Annotated in this window: 22 protein-coding genes; 9 read left to right on the top strand and 13 right to left on the bottom strand. The window is 40.6% G+C overall.

Features of this window, described 5'->3' with window-relative positions; translation table 11 throughout:
* Nucleotides 1-2: 2 nt before the first annotated feature.
* The 5 genes from H6G41_RS03680 to H6G41_RS03660 all read right to left on the bottom strand — a co-directional run bounded on the left by H6G41_RS03680 (nucleotide 3) and on the right by H6G41_RS03660 (nucleotide 5,160).
* Nucleotides 3-1,976 carry a PD40 domain-containing protein gene (locus tag H6G41_RS03680; protein ID WP_190743692.1) on the bottom strand — a complete coding sequence of 658 codons (1,974 nt, stop codon included), beginning with the start codon at nucleotides 1,974-1,976 and terminating at the stop codon, nucleotides 3-5.
* Nucleotides 1,977-2,168: 192 nt separating this feature from the next.
* Nucleotides 2,169-3,185, bottom strand: a complete 1,017-nt coding sequence (locus H6G41_RS03675; protein ID WP_190743691.1) for a TOBE-like domain-containing protein — start codon at nucleotides 3,183-3,185, stop codon at nucleotides 2,169-2,171.
* Nucleotides 3,186-3,290: 105 nt separating this feature from the next.
* On the bottom strand, nucleotides 3,291-3,824 hold the full coding sequence (gene yidD / locus H6G41_RS03670) for a membrane protein insertion efficiency factor YidD (RefSeq protein WP_190743690.1): 534 nt from the start codon (nucleotides 3,822-3,824) through the stop codon (nucleotides 3,291-3,293).
* 67 nt (nucleotides 3,825-3,891) lie between these two features.
* Complete coding sequence (locus H6G41_RS03665; protein ID WP_190743689.1) at nucleotides 3,892-4,410, bottom strand: hypothetical protein; 519 nt, start codon at nucleotides 4,408-4,410, stop codon at nucleotides 3,892-3,894.
* Nucleotides 4,411-4,422: 12 nt separating this feature from the next.
* Nucleotides 4,423-5,160, bottom strand: a complete 738-nt coding sequence (locus tag H6G41_RS03660) for a hypothetical protein (protein ID WP_190743687.1) — start codon at nucleotides 5,158-5,160, stop codon at nucleotides 4,423-4,425.
* Between the two features lie 242 nt (nucleotides 5,161-5,402).
* Here H6G41_RS03660 and chlP point away from each other — a divergent pair, with 242 nt between their 5' ends.
* The gene (chlP, locus tag H6G41_RS03655) at nucleotides 5,403-6,623 is read left to right on the top strand and encodes a geranylgeranyl reductase (RefSeq protein WP_374939408.1); all 1,221 of its coding nucleotides are present in this window, start codon (nucleotides 5,403-5,405) and stop codon (nucleotides 6,621-6,623) included.
* Between the two features lie 351 nt (nucleotides 6,624-6,974).
* Nucleotides 6,975-7,796 carry a choice-of-anchor K domain-containing protein gene (locus H6G41_RS03650; RefSeq protein WP_190743683.1) on the top strand — a complete coding sequence of 274 codons (822 nt, stop codon included), beginning with the start codon at nucleotides 6,975-6,977 and terminating at the stop codon, nucleotides 7,794-7,796.
* A gap of 192 nt (nucleotides 7,797-7,988) precedes the next feature.
* On the opposite strand, the gene H6G41_RS03645 is transcribed toward H6G41_RS03650, so the two are convergent.
* On the bottom strand, nucleotides 7,989-8,171 hold the full coding sequence (locus H6G41_RS03645) for a hypothetical protein (RefSeq protein ID WP_190743681.1): 183 nt from the start codon (nucleotides 8,169-8,171) through the stop codon (nucleotides 7,989-7,991).
* 256 nt (nucleotides 8,172-8,427) lie between these two features.
* Between H6G41_RS03645 and recA the strand changes: the two genes are divergently transcribed.
* Nucleotides 8,428-9,504 (top strand): recombinase RecA, encoded by a 1,077-nt coding sequence (recA, locus tag H6G41_RS03640; protein WP_190743679.1) that lies wholly within the window; start codon nucleotides 8,428-8,430, stop codon nucleotides 9,502-9,504.
* Nucleotides 9,505-9,683: 179 nt separating this feature from the next.
* On the opposite strand, the gene H6G41_RS03635 is transcribed toward recA, so the two are convergent.
* The 3 genes from H6G41_RS03635 to H6G41_RS03625 form a co-directional block, all read right to left on the bottom strand.
* The gene (locus tag H6G41_RS03635) at nucleotides 9,684-10,463 is read right to left on the bottom strand and encodes an FHA domain-containing protein (RefSeq protein WP_242037790.1); all 780 of its coding nucleotides are present in this window, start codon (nucleotides 10,461-10,463) and stop codon (nucleotides 9,684-9,686) included.
* 420 nt (nucleotides 10,464-10,883) lie between these two features.
* Complete coding sequence (locus H6G41_RS03630) at nucleotides 10,884-12,503, bottom strand: serine/threonine-protein kinase (protein ID WP_190743677.1); 1,620 nt, start codon at nucleotides 12,501-12,503, stop codon at nucleotides 10,884-10,886.
* Between the two features lie 373 nt (nucleotides 12,504-12,876).
* Nucleotides 12,877-13,767, bottom strand: coding sequence for a carbohydrate ABC transporter permease (locus H6G41_RS03625; protein WP_190743675.1), 891 nt, complete (start codon nucleotides 13,765-13,767; stop codon nucleotides 12,877-12,879).
* Nucleotides 13,768-13,852: 85 nt separating this feature from the next.
* On the opposite strand from H6G41_RS03625, the gene H6G41_RS03620 reads away from it, so the two are divergent.
* Both H6G41_RS03620 and purN read left to right on the top strand, forming a co-directional pair.
* Entirely contained in the window at nucleotides 13,853-14,395 is a 543-nt protein-coding gene (locus H6G41_RS03620; RefSeq protein ID WP_190743673.1) for a hypothetical protein, read from the top strand.
* Nucleotides 14,392-15,066 carry a phosphoribosylglycinamide formyltransferase gene (gene purN / locus H6G41_RS03615; protein WP_190743671.1) on the top strand — a complete coding sequence of 225 codons (675 nt, stop codon included), beginning with the start codon at nucleotides 14,392-14,394 and terminating at the stop codon, nucleotides 15,064-15,066. Before H6G41_RS03620 ends, purN begins: the two co-directional genes overlap by 4 nt.
* Before the next feature lie 83 nt (nucleotides 15,067-15,149).
* Here purN and H6G41_RS03610 read toward each other — a convergent pair whose 3' ends face one another.
* From H6G41_RS03610 to H6G41_RS03595, 4 genes are all read right to left on the bottom strand, one after another.
* Nucleotides 15,150-15,731 (bottom strand): CPBP family intramembrane glutamic endopeptidase, encoded by a 582-nt coding sequence (locus tag H6G41_RS03610; protein WP_190743669.1) that lies wholly within the window; start codon nucleotides 15,729-15,731, stop codon nucleotides 15,150-15,152.
* A 68-nt stretch (nucleotides 15,732-15,799) separates the two neighbouring features.
* Nucleotides 15,800-16,864, bottom strand: coding sequence for a DUF3326 domain-containing protein (locus tag H6G41_RS03605; protein ID WP_190743759.1), 1,065 nt, complete (start codon nucleotides 16,862-16,864; stop codon nucleotides 15,800-15,802).
* 93 nt (nucleotides 16,865-16,957) lie between these two features.
* A complete protein-coding gene (locus H6G41_RS03600) occupies nucleotides 16,958-17,140 on the bottom strand; it encodes a hypothetical protein (protein ID WP_096643360.1) in 183 nt (60 codons plus the stop codon).
* Between the two features lie 108 nt (nucleotides 17,141-17,248).
* Complete coding sequence (locus H6G41_RS03595) at nucleotides 17,249-17,566, bottom strand: 2Fe-2S iron-sulfur cluster-binding protein (protein WP_190743667.1); 318 nt, start codon at nucleotides 17,564-17,566, stop codon at nucleotides 17,249-17,251.
* 287 nt (nucleotides 17,567-17,853) lie between these two features.
* Between H6G41_RS03595 and acnB the strand changes: the two genes are divergently transcribed.
* The 4 genes from acnB to H6G41_RS35645 all read left to right on the top strand — a co-directional run bounded on the left by acnB (nucleotide 17,854) and on the right by H6G41_RS35645 (nucleotide 21,448).
* A complete protein-coding gene (acnB, locus tag H6G41_RS03590; protein WP_190743665.1) occupies nucleotides 17,854-20,484 on the top strand; it encodes a bifunctional aconitate hydratase 2/2-methylisocitrate dehydratase in 2,631 nt (876 codons plus the stop codon).
* A gap of 56 nt (nucleotides 20,485-20,540) precedes the next feature.
* Nucleotides 20,541-20,789: a type II toxin-antitoxin system RelE/ParE family toxin gene (locus tag H6G41_RS03585; RefSeq protein ID WP_190743663.1), complete on the top strand. Its 249-nt coding sequence runs from the start codon at nucleotides 20,541-20,543 to the stop codon at nucleotides 20,787-20,789.
* A 15-nt stretch (nucleotides 20,790-20,804) separates the two neighbouring features.
* Complete coding sequence (locus tag H6G41_RS03580; RefSeq protein ID WP_190743661.1) at nucleotides 20,805-21,002, top strand: type II toxin-antitoxin system Phd/YefM family antitoxin; 198 nt, start codon at nucleotides 20,805-20,807, stop codon at nucleotides 21,000-21,002.
* A gap of 314 nt (nucleotides 21,003-21,316) precedes the next feature.
* A complete protein-coding gene (locus H6G41_RS35645) occupies nucleotides 21,317-21,448 on the top strand; it encodes a hypothetical protein (protein WP_277878014.1) in 132 nt (43 codons plus the stop codon).
* The last annotated feature ends 76 nt before the right edge of the window (nucleotides 21,449-21,524 follow it).

Raw genomic sequence — 21,524 nt, 5'->3', positions numbered from 1 at the left:
TATCACTCACACCGCCAAATTTTAATTGTATAGTCCTCACTACCACTAACAATAGTTTTGCCATCAGGACTGAAGGCTACAGAGTAAATATTAAATAAATGCTCCGAAAGAGTAGTTAGCAACTCTTTTGTTCCTAAATGCCAAAGTTTAATTGTACTATCAGCACTAGCACTAGCTAAAGTGTTTCCATCAGGACTAAAAGCAACTGATCTAATAGCATTTTCATGACCATAAAATGTATGGATAAGTTTCCCTGTTGGAATATGCCAAATTTTGATAGTCTCGTCATAACTACCACTTGCAAAAGTCTGTCTATCAGGACTAACGGCAACACTCCACACCGATTTTGAGTGTTCTCTCAGAGTATGAATTGCCAATCCTGTATTTAAATCCCATATTTTGATAGTACTATCAATACTACCGCTAATTAATGTCTCCCCATTCACAGTAAATACAACAGACATCACAGGATTTTCGTGCCCAGATAGGGTATAAATTAGCTGATTAGTGATTAAGTTCCAAACTTTTATTGTGTTATCTCCATTACCACTAACCAATGTTTTACAATCAGGGCTTATAGCAACTGAAGTCACATTACTTTTTTCTGTGAAAGTCTTTCCTGTTAGGGAATACCAGAGTTTAACAGTATTATCACTGCTCCCACTTGCAAGAATCAGCCCATCAGAGCTAAACGTAACTGACCTTACTGAATCTGAATGACCATTGAAAGTAGCAATATTTTCACCAGTATGTAGGTTCCAAACCTTAATGGTATTATCTCCAGCACCACTGGCAAATGTTTTACCATCAGGGCTTATACCAATAGAATAAATAGGACTATTATGTTCATAAAGTGTGTCTACACATTTCCAGAACTGAGTTTTTTTGTTTTGAGAATCAGCAATCTGTTGCAACTCTTTTTGATAAAAATTTCTATACTCTTGCTGAATTGCAGCAAGCTTTTCAAGAAGCGTTGATTTCCACTCATCAGGTATATCTGACTCTATATTAAATAACTGAGGTTCATAATTTGGATTAATATTCAGGTAATACCAATCTGCTAAAAAGGCTGCTAACAGCTTATGTAAAGTAACAATTGTTTGTCTAATTACCCGAAGACTTTGTTTTTCATCATTACCAGCTTCTTCAAGTTCTTTTTTGACTTCTTCCCAATTCCAAGGTTCAAAGGATAAAGATACTGGCTCTTGCAATCCCCAAAACCGAACATTAAAATAAACTTCGTGGTCGGTAACATCTGTGTAAATTATCGCCGTTGGTACAGCAGATAAAATTGTTTCTAACTGCTTAACTTCTGCATCGAATACCGAACGCTCAAAATATTTACCGTAAAATTCTACTGGACATAAATCACCCTGAAGTGAATAGTACTTTTCTGAAAATATTTTTAATTGATTGCGAATTTCTTTATTCAAACTGTCGCGAAATGATATTGGGAAATCCTCGCTGATATCTGGTGGCGGAACTAACATTAATAAGCGTGGTTTCTTTTGTTCATCAATAAAAATTCTTTGGGCTTCATCACGACTTAAAACACCAGGCCACCTTTGCTGATCAAAAATCGCTTGAATTTCCTTTTGTTGGAGTTCAATTTCTTTAGCTGTTTTCTCGCGAATTAAATCTAAATACAAGGCGCTTAATTTGCGCTTGTCCTCTAATTCTTCTTGCTTTAATTGCAGCGCCCTTTCTTCTCGTTCCGCTTTTGCGGCTGCAATTTGCATATCTGCTTTGAGGCGTAATTCTTGAATTTGTAGTAATTCTTTTTCTCTAACTTCTCGACGGTTATAATAGTCTATTTCTGCCTGTCTTATACGCTGATCTTGTCTAATTTCTTGAACTTTTACAGGTAGATTACGTTTATCTTCTTTACTAAATTTGTTGTCAATAAATGCTGAAATAATTTTTTCAGCAGCAGGAATAACAAAGTTGACTACTGCACCGATGATATTAAATCCCATACAATTTTAAACATTGAGAAAATCAATACTTGTATCTGTTTTAACCTTTAATTTTCTCAATGTCTCTGAAAATTGACGGTTGGTGGCGATTTATCTGGAATTTACAGCTATTTTCAGGCGAAATATAAAGGGCATGGCGTTACCATACCCTACAATCTGTCGCATTCTATTTTTAAATTGGTATAAGTCTCTTTAAATCGAATAAGACAAGGGGAAAGACTTAGCATCCTTGGGCTTGACATAAACCCGTTGTTGTGGTTCTAACTCCAATTCTTTAAAGCGATCGCGTGTTAAATGCGCCATCACTACTTGTCCTTCGTCTAAGCTTAATTCTACTTGAATTTCCCAGCCTAAATGTATTACTCGGCTAACGGTTGCTGGTGTAGTCGCACCGTTAGCATGTTTCTCCACAATCACATCTTGTGGGCGTAAAAATACTTCTGGATGGGGAACTTCAAATTCGCTGCTTTTGAAAATCCGCGAAGAACTAGGTAACACGTTTACCGGGCCGATAAAACTCATCACAAAGGAACTCGCAGGATGATCGTAAATTTGCTCTGGAGTTCCTACTTGTTCCACGCGCCCTTTATTCATCACCACAATTTCGTCGGAGACTTCCATTGCCTCTTCTTGGTCGTGGGTGACGAAAACAGTGGTAACATGAACTTCATCATGGAGCCGACGTAACCATGCGCGTAAATCTTTCCGCACTTTTGCATCCAGCGCGCCAAAAGGTTCATCCAGTAATAACACTTCTGGTTCTACAGCCAACGCCCTAGCTAAAGCTACCCGTTGTCTTTGTCCACCAGAAAGTTGTGAAGGATAGCGATCGCCTAAACCAGTCAATTGGACTAATTCTAGTAACTGTTCTACCCGCCCTTGAATTTTCTTAACGGGAACCTTGCGAATTTCTAAGCCAAAAGCAATATTCTGACGTACAGTCCTGTGCTTAAATAGAGCATAGTGCTGGAACACAAACCCAATATTGCGATCCTGCACGCTTTGATAGGTAGCATCTTTACCAGTTAAAAAGATTTTGCCACTATCTGGTAACTCTAAGCCTGCAATTAACCTTAGCAGGGTGGATTTTCCAGAGCCTGATGGGCCAAGCAAGGCAACAAGAGAACCAGTTTTTACCTCTAAATTTACCCGCTCGATAGCGTGGAAACTTCCAAAATTCTTGGATACATTTTCAACTAATATGCCCACTGCTTTTCCCCTGCCAATAATCTACGAATAATTGCTAGGATTACCGTATTACATATATACCATAAGACTATGATTTTTGAACTATTAAAAAATAAAAAAATTTAGTTATCCACAGCCACCACAGTCAAGGAAGCTACAATCAGCACCACTACAATCCAAAGCATGACAATCGAGGACGCTACAATCAGGACTCATGCTCACAAGTTCAGCACAATTGCAGCCCAAATCTGCACAATCAACGCAGTAAGTACCGTCACTGCTATTGAAAGAAGATTTGTTAGCATGACTCACTATGGCTGGTTTTGGGGCTTTTTTTGGTGAATGCAGATTTGAGTCTGACTCATCTTCAGTTGGTTCTGAGTCCTCAGCTTGCGATAGCGAAGCGCTACCGCCTCCGGTAGATCGCAAAATCTGGTTGGCTTGCTTACAAGCTTGAAATCGTTCGCGGGACTTGACAAATGCAGCCTGAAACCCATCTTCGGCGACGACTCGCTTAATATACTGGGAGCAAGATTCACCCCCATATAACACCCGATGAGCGCAAACAAAGCCTTTATGCGGGGAAATGTGTTTTTGATATCCAGTAATTGCAGCCACACCAACTTGTCTAGAAAGAGAATCAACAAGGGAAATTTGCATTTTATGTGCTATTTACTACTTTGCCATTAGCTGACATCTCATCCATACAAGGTTAATTTTGCTCTAGCTAAAAATTATTTTTCTTTATAATTAAAGAACGTAGAGCCGCGTTGACTACTTCAGAATTAGGGAAAACTTCTGCAACATCAGGATCTAAAATAACATTCACCTTTTCAATATTCTTTTGTCCCTGTTTCACTTTTTCCTTACGGTTGTTTCTCAAATCAGATTCTGATTGAGGTTCATTTAGTTTCTTAGCAAGGGATTCCCAACTATTAACTTTCAGTTGAAAGTGCGCCTTTGCTTCACGTAAAGTCTTAAACTTCTGCTTGAGAATATCGGCAGTATAAAAATACTTCTGAGTTATCTGGAGTTGTTGGTTAAGGTCTTCCTCAACCATATCGACTACTTCATCAACAAGTTTGTCATAATTTTCCGAAATCTGAGCAGCGGCTCCCAAAATCCGGGAGGTAGCTTTTATTTGCACATCAGTCTCTTGTTTGAGCCGATCAGCAATACTACGAATTTGATCACCCAACTTTGGTTTATTTTGAGTTCTTTGGGTGGGTACTGATTTTTTGCTCATGAGGAGGCTTCTCTATTCGGAAAGGATATCTTTAACAGCAAGCCAAATACGTCTAAATTTTTGTACTAAATTTACAGGATTGTTTGTTGTTTCTTCTGTCGCCGAATCAACTAAAGATTGAATCCTATCCATACGTTCTGCAACCAAGTAGAGGTTGTTTACAGCTTCATCTTTACTTGCAAGGGACTCACGCAATAGCACAACCATCTGACTGATTTCTTGCTTTAGTTTAGCGTTCTCAGCTTTACGGCGAGTTTCCCATCCCTTAATACTCGCTTTTGAACGTCGCTCATACTTGAGTTCTGCTTTAGTCTCATTATATAAAGTTAAATACCTATCTCGCTCAGAGTTTGCTACTTCATATTGAGCTAGTAATTCAGTCGCTCTCGCTTTTTCTTCGTTGTAGAGGGAGAGAGTATGTTGATAACTTTGTTGTCCATCAAGATATAGCTGATAATTTTTGTCGGCGCGTTCTTTTAGCTCATGAGCCTCGATTTGGTAAGTTTGGATCTTTTGCTCAACAACAACAAGTTGAGAAGCAGCTTCTTGATTTTCTTTGGCTCGTTTTTCCCATTCATCACGTTGGGATGCAGCTTCCTTAGATTCTTTTTGATATTTATCGCGATCAGCACGAGCGTTGATCAAAAACTGTTTAAGCTCATGCATGGAAACTGGTTCTCTCGCAGGTGGGTGAAGATTATTGACAGGGCGATTTTTGCGACGATCCTTGTCTGCGTCTCGCATAGCCATAATTCAACTTCCTAAATGAGCATCAAATTACTTAATTACAAATTGTAGCTTATTAAACATTGAATTGCCGCATGATCACAATACGCACATTTGTTGGGTTTAACTGACTTCAGGAGTGAGTACTTCGTATCGAAATATTAAGGAATATTGCATTTCCGTCAAAACTAGAAGCAAGAGCGAGAAATGAGCCAAACGTCCGTGGTAGGATGCTTTCGGTAAATCTCAAAATTGGGAGAAAACCTTTGACACTACGGGTTGCTGTTGTTGGTTCGGGCCCAGCTGGTTCATCTGCCGCCGAAACACTGGCAAAAGCTGGGATTGAAACTTACCTAATCGAGCGGAAGCTAGATAATGCCAAGCCTTGCGGGGGAGCCATTCCCCTGTGTATGGTAAGTGAGTTTGACTTACCACCGGAAATTATCGATCGCCGCGTGCGCAAGATGAAAATGATATCACCCTCAAATAGAGAAGTTGATATCAATCTGATAAATCAAGATGAATATATAGGAATGTGCCGCCGTGAGGTTTTGGATGGCTTCCTCCGGAATCGTGCGGCAAAACTAGGTGCAATTTTAATTAATGCCACCGTTCATAAACTTGATATACCTACCAACAATACTGATCCCTATACCATCCATTATGTAGACCATACAGAAGGTGGCTCACAGGGTATTACTAAAACCTTAAAAGTGGATTTAGTAATTGGGGCTGATGGGGCTAATTCCCGGATTGCGAAAGAAATGGATGCTGGGGATTACAATTATGCGATCGCATTCCAAGAGCGCATTCGTCTACCCCAAGACAAAATGGCTTACTACAACGATCTCGCCGAAATGTATGTCGGTAATGACGTTTCTACTGACTTCTACGCTTGGGTATTCCCCAAATACGATCACGTAGCCGTCGGTACTGGCACAATGCAGGTAAATAAAGCCAGCATTAAACAGTTACAAGCAGGGATTCGCGCTCGTGCTAGCGAGAAGTTAGCAGGCGGTAAAATCATCAAAGTTGAAGCCCACCCCATCCCCGAACATCCCCGTCCTCGCCGCGTCGTCGGTAGAATCGCCTTAGTTGGAGATGCAGCTGGCTACGTTACCAAATCTTCTGGTGAAGGTATTTACTTTGCGGCTAAATCTGGGCGGATGTGTGCCGAAACCATTGTGGAAATGTCCGACAACGGCAAAAAAATCCCCACTGAAAACGACCTCAAAGTTTACCTGAAGCGCTGGGATAGAAAATATGGGCTTACCTACAAGGTATTAGACATTCTGCAAACCGTATTTTATCGTTCCGACGCTACCCGCGAGGCCTTTGTAGAAATGTGCGCTGACTTGGATGTGCAAAAGCTCACATTCGACAGCTATCTCTACAAAACAGTTGTCCCCGCTAACCCCATAACTCAATTAAAAATTACTGCCAAAACCATTGGTAGCCTGATTCGCGGTAACGCCTTAGCACCCTAATAGCTAGCTTTTGGCGATGTCTAGTCATAAGCCGCGCGTCTACGCACTCTGAACTAGCAGAGGAGATGAGGAGCAGAATTCACATTTTGCGTGTATTTGCCTCTCCGCTCCTCTGCAATATTTTTACTGCCTCAGTAATTTCTGTAATTTTAAAATATTTAACATTTACGATACCCTAGTAAATACTTCACTATACTGAGACTAAATATATACCCTTATATAAATTTTTTAAGTAGTAATATAAAGTTTGTGTAAAAGTTTAATTAAGTTCACGGAAACTTCTTGGTTTATTTCCGCATCTTTACTAAGGTGTATAGGTTAGGTATCAGGTAGGAGTTGAAACCTGACGTTATGAACATTAGTTTGGTTTTTGCCACTGCTCTATCTGGTTGCTCAATGTTGGCTTTATCAGCATTTGGGTTTTCTAGTAAAGCCCAAGCTTTCACTATTTCCGGTACAGCGGATGGTGTATGGAGCAACCCGATTCTCGATAGCGGTAACATTTGCATAAATGATCCAGGTAATCTTGAGTGCCCAACAATTACTCAGGGTGTAGGAACAAAAACATTTAACTGGGGTACTGTAGCAGCGAATTCGTCTACCAACAAACCCAATGAACTAACATTTACGGGAAATTCCTTCTCAGAAAAACTTGGCTCTTGGTTTAAAATAGGTAGTCTACAATACTTTAACGGACTTATCTACGCAGATACTAATGTCAAGAATGTAACCTTAAATCTTGATTTATCTTTTAGCGACCAACAAAATCAAGTAAATAAATCGTTACCAGTAAGGTTTAATTTAGTAAATACCCTGAATACAGACAACATTAAAGATCCAGTCAACGCAGACCGTGTTGAATTTATTACACCCATAGCTACAACCAATTTCAAATTAAATTTGAATTCATATCAATTTGAAATAGGTGGTTTTAGCGATACAATACCATCATTTTCTAATCGACCCCAAACAAGTATCAGTGCTCTTGAAGATGCATATGCCACCGTTCCCGGCGATATTTATGCCAGAGTTACTTATGGTAGTAAACCAGAAGCTCCACCCAGAAACAATGTACCGGAACCATCAACGATTGCCGGCTCATGTTTAGCAGGAATTTACCTGCTCTATCGCAAAAAGTTATCCAAACAAAAAGCTAAATCTTCATGTGAGTAATTTGAGGAAAACGTTCGCTGTAGTCAGGAATTTAGTTCTTGATTTGCAAAAGGCAGGAGACAAGAGCTAACCAAGCCACTAACTCCTGCCTTTTGCATGTCTAAAATTTTACAGAAAGTTGGCACTTGATTCACCATCCCCTAACAGAAGTGGGACGAGCTTCACGATATTCATTGAAAGCGGCGGTAAACTTCATCTCCTTGTAGGTGGAGAGGGACAGCCGCCCCGCCGCTTGGGGCATTGGGCATTGGTAATTTCTTCGCTATGCCCCATGCCCAAAAACTCCATCCCCTTTTGAGTGGGGTTATTGACCAAATCTTGTAGTGCCTGGTAAACAAAGAATCTTTTCGTACCTTGTCTTAGGCTGTATTGCATTCAACCGAGAACTGCTATATTTGTAGCGACCTGAAAGCGATAATGATCTTAGTTCCCCAAACAGTGCTCGTAAAAGCCAAAATAAAGTATGAAGGTCATGTTCAATGTGAATGTATCAGATCGAGTGACGATCTTGTCACACTTTCTTGTTTAAAAAGTTCTAATTCCAGAATTTTCTGGCTAAAATAGTATATCTGTTCTACTCAGACTCCAATCCCAAAAGTCCTTAAATCCATATATTTAGTTAGAGGCAGGAATGGCTATCAATACCGATACTTCTGGCAAGCAAAAAGCGCTGAATATTGTACTCAACCAGATTGAGCGCAGCTTTGGTAAAGGAGCAATCATGCGCCTAGGGGATGCTACTCGGATGCGGGTAGAGACAATTTCCACCGGCGCACTCACCTTGGATTTAGCATTGGGTGGAGGTTTACCCAAAGGTCGGGTGATTGAGATTTATGGGCCGGAAAGCTCCGGTAAAACCACAGTAGCACTACATGCGATCGCAGAAGTGCAAAAAGAAGGCGGTATTGCTGCCTTTGTTGACGCAGAACACGCCCTTGATCCCACCTACGCTGGGGCATTAGGTGTAGATATTGAAAATCTTTTGGTTTCACAGCCAGATACAGGTGAATCAGCTTTAGAAATTGTCGATCAATTGGTTCGCTCTGCTGCGGTTGACATTGTAGTCATTGACTCTGTAGCCGCCCTAGTACCTAGAGCCGAAATTGAAGGCGATATGGGAGATGCTCACGTTGGTCTGCAAGCTCGCTTAATGAGCCAAGCTCTGCGTAAAATTACTGGCAATATTGGTAAATCTGGCTGCACAGTAATTTTCATCAACCAATTGCGGCAAAAAATCGGTGTTACCTATGGTAGCCCAGAGACCACAACTGGTGGTAATGCCCTAAAATTCTACGCCTCGGTACGCTTAGATATTCGCCGGATTCAAACCTTGAAAAAAGGTACAGATGAATTTGGTAACCGCGTGAAAGTCAAGGTAGCAAAAAATAAAGTAGCACCGCCTTTTAGAATTGCAGAATTTGACATTATTTTTGGTAAAGGAGTTTCTACTCTAGGTTGTCTTGTTGACTTAGCTGAGGAAACAGGCATTCTCATCCGCAAGGGTGCTTGGTATAGTTTCAATGGCGAGAATATTTCTCAAGGTCGGGACAACGCCATCAAATATTTAGAAGAAAAGCCAGAATTTGCTGCACAAATGAAGCAGCTAGTACGTGAAAAGCTAGACAAAGGCGCAGTTGTTTCTGCTAACTCTGTCACTAAGGTCAGCGACGAAGAGGACGAAGAAGATTTAGACGCAGAAGAAGAATAAACCTAAAAAATGGGATATACAGCCAAATTTGCTGTATATCCCAATAAATAATCATCTTAAGCTCATCCCATCCCATTAAGGGGTGGGCAATCAAGCGCCGAATTTCTGTAAATTGCATTAATTTTGATGAGTTCGTAGTTAGGATTTCAGCCCTAACTACAAAATTTTTTTACTTGAATTTAAAGGTGCTGAGACTGCTGACTGCTGAAAAAACGATCTAAAATTTCCGACTTTTCTTCTGCACTAAAGTGAGAACGCTCATATTTCAAATCATTAATTAAATATGAGCCTCTAGTAATCTGTACAGGATGATTCAAGGACTCAATTGTGTAATTGTTTTTGTTGCTGATTGAATTAAGTAAATTCAGTGAATTATCATTCCTTCCCGGTACAAGCTGCATCAGTAACTCTAAAGCAACTGTCGGCAGAGTACGGCTGGTATGATTAACAAAAAAATCAAAACTGATAATTCCTAGACGAATGCGATCGCCATCATTAAGTTTAGTAGGCTGGTAGACTGGTTCACCGTTGACAAATGAGCCATTTACACTTTTAAAGTCAATCAAGTAAAAGCCTTGATTGTCAATATATTGAATCGCAGCATGGCGATCGGATAGATATTGATCGGTAATAGATATACCATTGCTCTCATCTCGACCTATCGTCCAAATTCCCTGTGGTTGCTGCAAAGCTTGGGTTTTTTGGTCACACAAATTAGTAATTATATAAACTGTAGAACCATCCACTACACCTTGTACGTAAATTTGATTTACTGCTGATGATACTGGAGTTAGGTTTTCTAGTTGCAGAATGTCATCGATAACGTTGCTATGTTGTTCATATAACTTGAGAAATACTTGAAATAAACTTAATCGCCGTTCTAGTTCCTTCTGTTGCAACTCAGCCATCATAGATAAGCCTTTGATGGGCAAAAAATGTGATTTGCTGATTTCGGTCATTAATATTACTTCTCAGCCTACTATCAGGAATAATTTACTTGCCGTTGACTACTTAAAAACAAGCAGCTTAAGGGGTTAAGTTGTTCACTTTTGAGGTAAAAGTTTTCTTGGTATTAATAAAAATAAATACATTGCATAGAAAGTTTTTATGAAATATTATTGTGACTGTTTATTTTTTATTGTAAATTATATTTGTTGAATTGTAACAGATAGTAAATATAAAAATTTTATTAAAATTTTTTAATAATAGTCGAAATAACGATATGAATAAAAATTTTAGTGGCTCAAAAATTAAACATGGAGTCACTTTACTCTTGGCTAGGATAACTACCACAGCCTCAGCCTGAGAGTTTTGCCAACAATCTTTCCGATATCAGTCTTTACTAGACTTAACTCAGGAAATTCCGGTTAACTGTTAAATTACAATAAACCTCTTTTACCATTAGGGCGCACTGTCATCCAATTTGTTTTGGCTAATACCAGCTGCTCCTCAGTAATTTTGGCACCAGTAAGATTAGCACCACAAAGATTAGCACCGCGAAGATTAGCATTGTTGAGATAAGCATAGCTAAGGTCAGCACCGCGTAAATCTGCACCTTCTAAATCAGCGTTGCTGAAGTAAGCTTTGCTCAGGTTAGCATCCCGAAGATTAGCCTCATTGAGACTAGCTCTGCCAAAGTCGCTATCGTGGAGATTGGCCCCCTGAAGGTTAGTTTTTTGCAATTGGGCAGAATGGAAATTTGTCCCGGATAAATCAGCACCTTGCAGGTTGAGCATCTTCAAATTGTGTAAAGCAAAATCCCGTCTGCCTTTAAGATAAGCAGTTAGTAAATCTTGGGTATTTAATTTACGTACAACTTTAGATTGTTGATTTTGCGAACTATTACTACTGTTACTATCTAGAGTTGTTGGTTTTGCCATTACCACCCCTGAGCGTATTCCCCTAGGATGCAATCCCACACTTTCAGATGCTTTAGCTCGTCTAGCCCTAATTGCCGCTGCTACTTGTGCTACCCCTAAGTTATTAGGATTAGTGGCGGGATTGTTGCACAAAATTGCCGAATCTGCGATGCGGTTATGTGTCTGTTCCTTTGTAGATCCATCTGACTTAACCAGCAGTCCCTTAGCTAAACTATCCAGATAGGGTTCCATTTCCAACCCTCTGAGTACTTCTTGGGCTGACTTGTAGCGGTTGCGTACTGACACTTCTAACATTTTCCGCAACACACTGCCTAAGTGATCGCTCACTTGCACCAGTGGCTCCCAAATCATTTCACCTGTTGAGGGATTGTATTCTAAATCTTTAGGAGTTTTACCAGTTAATAGATAAATAGATGTTACCCCTAAGGCATAGATATCACTGGCGTAGACTGGACGCATAGCCATTTGCTCTGGCGGTGCAAATCCCGGAGTTCCAATTGCGTATGCGGTTAATGCTGTTTGGTCAGATTGGCCGGGTACACCTTGAGTGACTTGGTTTTTAACTGCACCAAAGTCAATTAGTACCATCCTGGCATCTTGAGTGCGGCGAATCAAGTTGGCTGGTTTGATATCCCGGTGAATTACCTTTTGCTCGTGGACATATTGTAGCAATGGCAAGATTTCACTTAAAAACTGCTTGACTCCGGCTTCCGTAAAGTTACCATTCCGTTGTACTTCTTGCTGAAGAGTAGCACCGCTAATATATTCCTGAACTAAGTAAAATTGTTGTTGGTACTCAAAGTAGTCTAATAACCTTGGCAATTGAGGATGATTGCCAATTTTACCTAAGGTTCTGGCTTCGCGCTCAAACAGTTCTCGCGCCATTTGTAAAATATGTGGTGCGGTGGCTGAAGGACGCAGCTGCTTGATCACGCAACTTGGTTCTCCAGGTAAACCTTGATCTTGGGCTAAAAAGGTTGCACCAAAGCCACCTTGACCTAATGGTTGAAGTACTTGATAGCGATCGCGCAAAAGTAGTTGTGAGCCACAAGACTGACACCTTTGGCTATGTGCCAAATTTTCTGGATGAGAACAAGTAGGATTTAAGCAGTAGCTCATGCACTGTCATCTCGCTGCACAAATAATGGTGAGTAGTTTTACACTCTCACTCCATTATTGTGATTTAAAATCGACTTGTGCCAGGTAATTTTTGCTGGAAAACTCTTGAAGAATTCCTAAAGTTGGAATTTTCTTTAGCTATAATACTCGTAAATTTACGATCGTTACTTTTACTTAAATTACAAAATATAGTTAGGAAGCTATCTTTTCCCGCACTCTACAACTATGACTAATATCTGTACTACAGAATTATGTAAGCATAATTTAGTAGGAATTTTGGGTTTGGTTTTAATAAATTTAACATTTTCCGCCTAATAAGTTATTACTCTTGCACCTATGCGAACACCGGAAACCCTGTGCTGCACCATTCTCTTCATGATTCCTCACTCCAAGTTCGCAATTGCAAATAAACAAAAACTAGGGTGAGTGCTAGTAAGACTGTAGCGGCGGCGGCGGCATATCCAAAATCAAATTGACCAAAAGCTTCTTGATAAATGTAATGAACCAGTAAATTTGTGGAGTTGATTGGGCCTCCGCCTGTCATCACGTAAACTTGCTCAAAACTGCGTAAGGTAAATATCGCTGTGGTGACAATCGCAAATATTAAAGTCGATCGCAATCCAGGGAGGGTAATATGCCAAAATTGTTGCCAACCATTTGCACCATCGAGTTCGGCGGCTTCGTAACGACTGGGGGGTATGGCTTGCAACCCTGCTAAAAACACAACCATGTTAAAGCCAAGTTGTTTCCAAATACTTAATAAAATGAGTACTGGCATAGCCCAAAATGTATCACCTAACCAAGAAATAGATGGGATACCAAATATATTTAAAAAAGCGTTCACGGGGCCAGTAGTTTGAAATAGCCAGCGAAATCCTAAGCCAGCGGCGACGAGGGAAATAATGGAAGGTAAAAAGTAGGCACTGCGAAGGATACCCCGTAAGGCTAAAGAACGGTTTAATAATACTGCTAATCCTAAAGGAATTACTAAGCTGGGAATGACTGAGGCAATGGTAAAGTAAGCAGTGTTACCCAAGACTTGCCAAAAATCGGCATTGAACAGCAAGCGCCAGTAATTTTTTAAGCCTACGAGATAAGTTCCTTTGGAGGTGAAACTCCCCGCGGTGAAACTGAGATAAAACAAATAGGCGATCGGCCAAATAATAAATAGACCTAATAAAATCAGGGCTGGTGTGAGAAAAATCCAGGCGGCAACTGTATCATTATCTAGCAGCTGGGTTTGGGAGGAACGGGATTTAGTCATGGCTATTTGAGCGATGGAATGCGGTAAGGTGTGATTCTCCGAAGGGGTACTGCTAAGATCCTGTCAATCGATTTGGCTTAAACGAATGCCTCAAATTTTCCCCTACTTTGGCAGATTTGCGATCGCCAGTTCAATGCTGACTAAGTGCTTACTTATAGCATTATCAATGACTTTGGACACGGCTGTGCTGGCTCAACCAACAGCAACACCAATTCCAACTGCACCAGCGACAAATCAGCCAACAAACCCAATTGCACAGCAAATAATAGGTCAATGGGAAAGTAAAGATCCTGGATCTGAGTTAATACTTACTTTTGTGTTCTCACCAGATGGTAAATTATATATTCTTTCCCCTAATTCACAAAAGCCGATGGCTGTGGAATTTGGGTACAGCATTAACCCAACTTCAAAGCCTATGCATCTTGATGTCATTATTTCTCAGGATCAAAAAAAGGCACTCACAATTTTTGAATTTACTACTAATGGTCAGTTAAGAGTGCAATTAGATAACACCGATCCAGGTAAACCTAGACCTACAGCTTTTTCTGGTACAGCAACTTTATTTACTAAAGTTTCTGATAATCCCAACTTACCAGAAAATATCCAAATTATTGACCTTAACTTATGAGCGATCGTTCTGTTGTTGATTCGGCTACGAGTAGTTTAATTTCTCCCTCTATTTCTAGTAATCAATTTGCATCTACCAAGCCTTTAAAGTTAGGTATTCTCGCTTCAGGAAATGGCAGCAATTTTGAGGCGGTGGCTCAAGCTATTGATACAGGAAAGCTGAACGCGCAAATTCAAGTTTTAATTTACAATAACCCTGATGCTAAAGCGGCAATAAAAGCTAAAAATCGGGGTGTAGAAGCGGTATTATTAAATCACCGCGATTACAAAAATCGAGAAAAATTTGATGGGCAACTTGTACAAACTTTGCAAGAGTATGATGTAGAGTGGGTAATTTTAGCTGGCTGGATGCGGCTGTTAACACCAGTTTTAATTGATGCTTTTCCGGAGCAAATGATTAATATTCATCCCAGCTTATTACCAAGTTTCAAGGGTATCCATGCAGTAGAACAGGCTTTAGCTGCGGGAGTAAAAATTACTGGTTGTACGGTGCATTTAGTTTGTCTGGAAGTAGATAGCGGCCCTATCATCATGCAAGCAGCAGTGCCAATTTTACCAGATGATACGGCAGAAACTCTTCATGCCAGGATTCAAATTGAGGAACATCGGATTTTACCACAGGCGATCGCCCTAGCGGCACAAAGGCGATCGCTGATCCTCAATCATGTTTAAAATTTAAAAATTATGTAGTGGTGAGCAATGTCCACCACTACATTTTGCAGCGAAAATATCAATAGATTTAGTTAATTATTTGTTTACGCTTTGCGCAACTTCCACATATAACTAGAAATCAAATTAGTGATAATATGGGCAATAATTGGTACCAATAAGTTACCACTTAATAGTGCGCCGTATCCTAAGATTAAACCAACAATTGTTGCCCACAGCACGTAAGGCCATTGTTGCGAACCACTCAGGTGTAATACACCAAAACAAAGGCTGGAGACAATGACAGCTATATGATCCGCACCTAAAGCGGGAATCATTACACCTCGGAATAATAATTCTTCACTTAATCCTGGTAGCAATCCCAACCAAATAATATCTAATAAAATTAAAGGCTTGAGTACCAAATCTAAATAATAATCTGCACTTTTACGATAAGCAGGAATCAAGCGATAAGTTAAACCACTCAAAGTAGTGATGATTAATCCCAACCCTACCCCTAAGAGTAAATCTTTTTCATGCCAACGCCAAGGAAATATCGACACTCCACCAAAGCGCAACCACAACTTGGCGACTATCCATAAAATGATAGCAGTCGCTCCCATCGCTCCCAGTACTTGGATGCGTGTTAGGTAAGGAATTTCTGGTTCTTGTTTTTGTTGTTCAACCACGGGTATTTAGGGGAATAAGGGAGACAAGGGGGACAGGGCGAAATAACCTATAAGTGTTTGACTGTTGACTAATAATTCAGTTGGTTTAAAGAATTTATTTGCGGATGGAGAGCATAAGGATCGACACCTGCTTTGTGTGCGGCTAATACACCGATTGCTTCCAAATAGGAGCTTACTGGGATGGATTTGATCCCTAAAGGTTGAGGAGGAACTTGGATTTGAGTTTGATTTTCCGCAACTGTGATAATTTGGCATCGGCTTTGACTTAAGCTGAGAATTGCACTACTACCACAAGCGGTTGCTGGTATTATTGCAGCATCAATTTGTTCTGCCCAAATATCTTCTGGTAGATATTTGCTCGTTCCTTTCTCTATGATAAATTGCGGTGCGCGACTTAAACCGACAAGTACGCACGGTAAAAAAGTATAGCCTAATTCTTCAGCGGCGGAACGGGGAGATAAATTTGCCTCTGGTGGAGCGGCAGCTAATGCGGGAGAATGGGCGCAGGGAATTTGAAAGGTACGCACGATTAAATGGCTAATAACGGCTTCTGCACCTGCTAAAATATCTACGCCTTTACCTTGGCGGTAGTTTTCGACTGCTTCAGTTTCCATATCATCGGGGAAACGGGCGACTACTGCGATCGCTTCTGCACCAGCTTGTTTAATTAATACCTCTGCTGCTCTTAATAAACTATCGGGGTTACCAATGGTTCCCCAACTAATCCCTGATGGTGATGTGCGTAATTCTATATTTAATGGCGTATCTGTAATTACATAATCTGTCAGGGTTAAACCTAATGTAGCTCTGGCTGCATCTGCTGCTTGCAAGTGTCGCAGCCTTAATTCCGGCTCTATCCCTTGGTCTAAAAGCAAACCTATTTTATTTTTATGGACGGGACGCAAACCCCAGCAACCTGCGGCAAATTTGTCAAGTCCGTAACCTTCCACATAGAAAGTATTGGGTAGATTCCAGTACAAACTTGCACCATTAAGGACATTGGGATGGGTTATCAGGCGATCGCACACCTGTGAGATAACTCTGGCTACTGGTAAAGCATCCCCGGCATAACCGCCGATTGCTGCTCCAACGCCAGTTGGTACAATTAAAATAGCAGTATATGGACGTTGCATACCAATTTCTGAGTGCTGAGTAGTCAGATTAGTCATCAGTAGTTTAACTTTTGTTTCATGTTCAACTACTCAGAACTCGTTACTCGTTACTCGTTACTCTGCACTTGCTGTAGTGACAACAGCTTCCACAGTAGCCTTTTGTTGTTCTGTATCCACAGCAGTAATCGCCCAACGTAAAGGTTCACCTTGTTTTTGCAATTCGGCGGCGATCGCTTGCTCTAACTCTGTGGGAGTTTCTTGGAGGTCGATTTCTGCGGTAATAAAATGGGTAGTCATTGTTGCTTATTCTCGCGAACTGTGTTTCTAGAATAACTGATATCAGCATAAAGGATGAAGTATTAAAAGAGAAATTTCATCCTTTAGCCTGAATACTTCATTCTTTAATTAGTCTTTGCCAAATTGCAGTTGATAAAGTGTATCTTCTTGTTCTGTTTTTACTTTGATATCAGAAAGAGGTTTAGCTACACAAAGCAACACGTAACCTTGTTTTTGTAAATCTGGACTAACACCCATACCGTCAGTTTGATCGACAGTTCCGGAGATAATTTTCCCTGCGCAAGTTGTACAAACACCTGCATGACAAGAACTAGGTAATTCTAAACCAGCTTTATCCGCAACTGCTAAGATAGTTTCGTTTTCAGGGACTTGTAAAGTATGACTCTCGCCTTGATGGATAACTTCAACGGTGTATGTTTTGGACATATACAAAAGGAATGTAACTTAACTTACAAAGGAAATATTTTATCTGATGAATAGACACACAACCAAGTCGAGAAATGCTAATTCAGAAATTATTTTCAAATAGCATTTATTGGCAAAAGTAGCTATACAGTGATAATTATAAGTCCTGGCCAGACCAAAAACTTCAAGTAGGGAGACTTATTAGCAGTTGATACTGTCGATAAAGACTTGTAAGCTTGAAATCTCCTGAAATATAGGCAGTGATTATAAACACTAAAACCATCTGTGGCGAATATTTGGAGTGTAAAATGTTGGAATCATATCGTCAACACGTTGTTGAAAGAGCAGAATTAGGAATTCCCCCTTTACCGCTAGATGCAAAACAAACCTCAGAATTGTGCGAATTACTGAAGAATCCGCCTCAAGGGGAAGAAGATACATTATTGCATTTATTGCGCGATCGCGTACCCCCTGGAGTTGATGCAGCTGCTTATGTGAAAGCTGGGTTTTTGACTGCGATCGCTAAAGGTGAAACTAAAAGCCCTTTAATTTCGGGTATCCAAGCGGTAGAATTACTGGGAACAATGGTAGGTGGCTACAATGTGCAATCTTTAATTGAATTGCTGCAAACTCCCACCGTGTCTGTCTCAGAATCTTCCGAAACCCCCTTGGTGATGGGGGGACAAGGAAAGGAACCCATCGCCGCCTATGCCGCTAATGCTTTAAGTAAAATTTTGTTGGTGTATGATGCTTTCCATGATGTTTTGGAACTATCAAAAACCAATCCCTTTGCTAAGCGCGTAATTGATTCATGGGCGGAAGCTGAGTGGTTTACTGTTCGTCCCCAACTCCCCAAAGCAATTACCGTGACAGTCTTCAAAGTTCCAGGGGAAACCAACACCGATGATTTATCCCCCGCCCAAAGTGCTACCACTCGCCCGGATATTCCCTTACACGCCTTAGTGATGTTAGAGTCACGGCAACCGGGAAGCTTAAAAACCATTGCCGAGTTAAAGCAAAAAGGACATCCTGTAGCTTATGTTGGGGATGTAGTTGGTACAGGTTCATCGCGGAAATCTGCTATTAACTCTGTATTGTGGCACATGGGAAATGATATTCCCTTTGTTCCCAACAAGCGCGCTGGGGGATATATTTTAGGAAGTGCGATCGCGCCTATCTTCTTTAATACAGCTGAAGATGCTGGTGCTTTGCCAATTCAGTGTGATGTCACTAAGTTAGAAACCGGTGATGTGATTACCATCCATCCCTACAAAGGCGAAATCACCAACGAAGCCGGCGAAGTTATTTCCACCTTCACCCTCAAACCCGATACAATTCTCGATGAAGTTCGTGCAGGTGGACGCATTCCGCTGTTAATTGGGCGTACCCTCACCGACAAAACTCGCCTTGCACTTGGTTTAGAACCTAGCACCTTATTCATCCGTCCCCAAGCACCAGAAGATACAGGTAAAGGCTACACCCTCGCCCAGAAAATGGTAGGGAAAGCCTGCGGATTACCCGGTGTACGCCCCGGTACATCTTGCGAACCGATCATGACTACCGTTGGTTCCCAAGATACCACAGGCCCCATGACCCGCGACGAGTTAAAAGAACTAGCTTGTCTCGGTTTCAGTGCTGATTTAGTGATGCAGAGTTTCTGTCACACCGCAGCTTATCCCAAACCAGTGGATATCAAAACCCATCACGACTTACCAGACTTTTTCGCCCAACGTGCTGGGGTTGCTTTACGTCCTGGTGATGGTATCATTCACTCTTGGTTAAACCGGATGCTATTACCCGACACCGTCGGTACAGGTGGCGACTCTCACACCCGCTTCCCCTTAGGTATTTCCTTCCCCGCAGGTTCTGGGTTAGTAGCCTTTGCTGCGGCTTTGGGTGTCATGCCTTTGGATATGCCAGAGTCAGTTTTGGTAAGATTCAAAGGAGAATTACAACCAGGAATTACCCTCAGAGATATTGTTAACGCTATTCCCTACGTCGCTATTCAAAAAGGATTGTTAACAGTAGAGAAAGAGAACAAGAAAAACGTCTTCTCTGGGCGAATTTTAGAAATGGAAGGCTTACCCGATTTAAAAGTTGAACAAGCCTTTGAATTAACAGATGCATCCGCAGAACGTTCCTGTGCAGGTTGCACAATTAAATTGAGTACAGAAACAATTTCCGAATATCTGCGTTCTAACATTGCGCTGTTAAAGAACATGGTAGCCAGAGGCTATCACGATGAGCGTACTATCATGCGTCGTGTCGCCAAAATGGAAGAATGGTTAGCCAATCCTGTATTGCTTGAAGCCGATGCAGATGCAGAATATGCCGAAATCATTGAAATTGATTTGAACGAAATCAAAGAACCAATTGTTGCCGCTCCCAATGACCCCGATAATGTGAAATTATTATCGGAAGTTGCTAACGATCCAGTACAAGAAGTATTCGTTGGTTCTTGTATGACAAATATCGGTCATTATCGGGCAACAGCGAAAGTTTTAGAAGGCGCAGGTGAAGTAAAAACACGTCTGTGGATAGCACCACCAACCCGCATGGACGAAAATCAATTAAAAGAAGAAGGTGTATATAGCATTTTTGGTGCTGCGGGTGCGAGAACAGAAATGCCAGGATGCAGTTTATGCATGGGTAATCAAGCGCGAGTTGCTGATGGCACAACTGTATTTTCTACCTCTACCCGCAACTTTAATAATCGCATGGGTAAAGGTGCCAGAGTGTATTTAGGTTCCGCAGAATTAGCCGCAGTTTGTGCATTGTTAGGACGCATTCCCACAGTACAAGAATACTTGGATATTGTGGCGAAAAAGATTAATCCTTTTGCTGATAATTTGTATCGTTATTTGAACTTCGATCAAATCGTCGGCTTTGAGGATGAAGGGCGAGTGATTACTAAGGAGCAGCAAGCTTTATTGGTATAGTGTAATTAGGGTGGGCTTCTTAGCTCACCTTTGCTGTAATTAAAAGGTTAAATTATGTGCAGTATCAAATAGAATTTAAACCCAAAGCGATTAAAGATTTGGCTAAACTTTCTACCGATAGTAGAGAACGGATAATTTCTAAAATCGAAGCAATGCAAGATAATTTGCAAGGCGATGTCAAACACTTAACTAACTTTACTCCAGAATACCGATTACGAGTTGGTGATTATCGAGTTTTGTTTGAAATTGAAGAACAAACTATAATGATTTATAGGGTTAAACATCATAGTAAGGCTTATGAGTAAGAGGATAGGCTAAAAATGATTGAATTACATCCTGAATTTATCTCAAAAAATGGGCAAAAGGAATTTGCTGTTCTGCCCTACGAAGAATTCTTGCAAATTCAAGAATTGTTAGAAGATTTAGAAGATTTAAGAGATTTACGAGAAGCAAAACAGGAAGAAAAAGACAGCCATTCTGTGTCTTTAGATGAAGTAAAAAAGATGTTAATCTCTTGAGGATGAAGGGCAAGTCATTTTTTGGAAGAAATACCCTGTATTGAAAAGATTTTAGGTACGCCTACAGCTATGAGCTAGTAATAATTGCTTTAACCTAATTATGAGCTTATAAGAAGAGGGATATATATGGGTGCAGGAGAAATGTCTCCTGCTTATGTTTTGAGGATTTTTCGGCAATTTGGTTTTAGTGATGAGGAAATTGAGTACTTATTAAAGTAAATAAAATAATTATCTGATGAGCGATCGCACTCTCACATCACAAAATGCGATCGCAAAATCAGTATTTCCCGATAAATTGCTATATTCGTTTGGCAATGCTTCGCAATCTAACTAACTTCCTGTTTCGCGTCACAGCAGGGTTAGCCAAGAAGACAAGTCAGGCGATCGCAACCTTACAAGTACATACTTTCATGGTGAATGATCCTAGTCCAGCAACCAGAACCTAGAGATCTTTTGTCTAAAAATAAAGATCATAACTTGTATATATTGACGTTTATCACTATTCATGCATATAGAGTTTGA

The organism is Tolypothrix sp. FACHB-123 (assembly GCF_014697075.1).
Classification (GTDB): Bacteria; Cyanobacteriota; Cyanobacteriia; order Cyanobacteriales; family Nostocaceae; genus Aulosira.
This window is presented reverse-complemented; position numbering and strand designations above follow the sequence as displayed.

Coding starts and splice junctions, on each gene's coding strand:
- H6G41_RS03680 (WP_190743692.1), bottom strand. CDS start 1,976: ATGGGATTTAATATCATCGGTGCAGTAGTCAACTTTGTTATTCCTGCT.
- yidD (WP_190743690.1), bottom strand. CDS start 3,824: ATGCAAATTTCCCTTGTTGATTCTCTTTCTAGACAAGTTGGTGTGGCT.
- H6G41_RS03665 (WP_190743689.1), bottom strand. CDS start 4,410: ATGAGCAAAAAATCAGTACCCACCCAAAGAACTCAAAATAAACCAAAG.
- H6G41_RS03660 (WP_190743687.1), bottom strand. CDS start 5,160: ATGGCTATGCGAGACGCAGACAAGGATCGTCGCAAAAATCGCCCTGTC.
- H6G41_RS03650 (WP_190743683.1), top strand. CDS start 6,975: ATGAACATTAGTTTGGTTTTTGCCACTGCTCTATCTGGTTGCTCAATG.
- H6G41_RS03645 (WP_190743681.1), bottom strand. CDS start 8,171: ATGCAATACAGCCTAAGACAAGGTACGAAAAGATTCTTTGTTTACCAG.
- recA (WP_190743679.1), top strand. CDS start 8,428: ATGGCTATCAATACCGATACTTCTGGCAAGCAAAAAGCGCTGAATATT.
- H6G41_RS03635 (WP_242037790.1), bottom strand. CDS start 10,463: ATGACCGAAATCAGCAAATCACATTTTTTGCCCATCAAAGGCTTATCT.
- H6G41_RS03630 (WP_190743677.1), bottom strand. CDS start 12,503: ATGAGCTACTGCTTAAATCCTACTTGTTCTCATCCAGAAAATTTGGCA.
- H6G41_RS03625 (WP_190743675.1), bottom strand. CDS start 13,767: ATGACTAAATCCCGTTCCTCCCAAACCCAGCTGCTAGATAATGATACA.
- H6G41_RS03620 (WP_190743673.1), top strand. CDS start 13,853: ATGCCTCAAATTTTCCCCTACTTTGGCAGATTTGCGATCGCCAGTTCA.
- purN (WP_190743671.1), top strand. CDS start 14,392: ATGAGCGATCGTTCTGTTGTTGATTCGGCTACGAGTAGTTTAATTTCT.
- H6G41_RS03605 (WP_190743759.1), bottom strand. CDS start 16,864: ATGCAACGTCCATATACTGCTATTTTAATTGTACCAACTGGCGTTGGA.
- H6G41_RS03600 (WP_096643360.1), bottom strand. CDS start 17,140: ATGACTACCCATTTTATTACCGCAGAAATCGACCTCCAAGAAACTCCC.
- H6G41_RS03595 (WP_190743667.1), bottom strand. CDS start 17,566: ATGTCCAAAACATACACCGTTGAAGTTATCCATCAAGGCGAGAGTCAT.
- acnB (WP_190743665.1), top strand. CDS start 17,854: ATGTTGGAATCATATCGTCAACACGTTGTTGAAAGAGCAGAATTAGGA.
- H6G41_RS03580 (WP_190743661.1), top strand. CDS start 20,805: ATGATTGAATTACATCCTGAATTTATCTCAAAAAATGGGCAAAAGGAA.
- H6G41_RS35645 (WP_277878014.1), top strand. CDS start 21,317: ATGCTTCGCAATCTAACTAACTTCCTGTTTCGCGTCACAGCAGGGTTA.